Source organism: Methylobacterium gossipiicola, assembly GCF_900113485.1.
GTDB classification, from domain to species: Bacteria; Pseudomonadota; Alphaproteobacteria; order Rhizobiales; family Beijerinckiaceae; genus Methylobacterium; species Methylobacterium gossipiicola.
Genome location: NZ_FOPM01000071.1, coordinates 1 through 1,262, shown reverse-complemented (window position 1 = coordinate 1,262; position 1,262 = coordinate 1). Strand labels below are relative to the sequence as shown.

Genomic DNA, 1,262 nt, shown 5'->3' with positions numbered 1-1,262 from the left:
AGTGAACCGCGCCGGGTTTCCCGGAGGCCGTTGGGTTTGGGTCAGGCGGCCAAGGCTTGCACCTCGGCCTGAGCAAAGTAGCGCGCCTCAGCCTCGGCGGGAGGCACGTTGCCGATGGGTTCGAGCAATCGGCGGGTGTTGAACCAATCGACCCATTCGAGGGTGGCGAACTCGACCGCCTCGAAGGAGCGCCATGGTCCACGGCGATGGATCACCTCGGCCTTGAGCAGACCGTTGATCGTCTCGGCCAAGGCGTTGTCGTAGCTGTCTCCGACGCTGCCGACCGAGGGCTCGACGCCTGCCTCCGCCAGCCGCTCCGTGTAGCGCAGAGCAAGATATTGGCTCCCCCTGTCGCTATGGTGCACGAGCCCGCCGCCCTGAAGAGGGCGGCGTTCGTGCAGGGCCTGTTCCAGCGCGTCGAGCACGAAGGTGGCGTGAGCCGTGCGCGAGACCCGCCATCCAACGATGCGCCGGGCATAGGCATCGATCACGAAGGCCACATAGACAAAGCCGCTCCACGTGGCGACGTAGGTGAAGTCGCTGACCCATAGTGCGTTGGGATGCGGTGCCTTGAACTGGCGGTTCACCCGGTCGAGCGGGCAGGCCGCGGCCGGGTCCGGGATGGTGGTGCGAACCTTCTTGCCCCGTACGATGCCCTGCAGCCCCATGACCTGCATCAGCCGGGCGACCGTGCAACGGGCCACCGCGATCCCCTCCCGGCCGAGTTGCCGCCAGACCTTCCGCACCCCGTAGACGTGGAAGTTCTCCTCGAACACGCGCCGGATCTCGACCATGAGCGCCGCGTCCGAGCGAGCCCGAGCCGGCAGCTTGCCGGGATCGGCCCGCCGCGCGGCATGGGCGTGATAGGTTGACGGGGCGATCGTCAGGACGCGGCAGATCGGCTCGACCCCGTAGGCCTTCCGGTGATCGTCGATTGATCGCGATCATGTCCGCGACCGGCGGTCGAGCTCGGCAAAAACAAAATAGGCCGACGCCTTCCTCAGGATCTCGTTGGCCTGCCGCAGTTCGCGGTTCTCACGCTCCAACGCCTTGATCCGCTCGCGCTCGTCTGTCGTCGGTCCGGCCCGCTGGCCCCGGTCCCGCTCGGCTTACCGGACGAGAGTTCCGCAGCGTCTCGCCCGAACAACCGATCTTGGCTGCGACCGAGCGGATCGCCCCATATTGCGAGCCGTGCTCGCCCTGGTGGTCGAACACCATCCGGACCGCGCGCTCGCGGACCTCAGGCGAAAAGGGGGTGCTGC

At 67.3% G+C, this 1,262-nt stretch carries 1 pseudogene and 1 other annotated feature; the pseudogene reads right to left on the bottom strand.

Features of this window, described 5'->3' with window-relative positions:
* Positions 1 to 41 precede the first annotated feature (41 nt).
* Positions 42 to 1,262, bottom strand: a pseudogene (locus BM249_RS21050) (IS3 family transposase); the annotation flags it as partial.
* Positions 873 to 990, bottom strand: a sequence feature (AL1L pseudoknot). It overlaps the preceding pseudogene by 118 nt.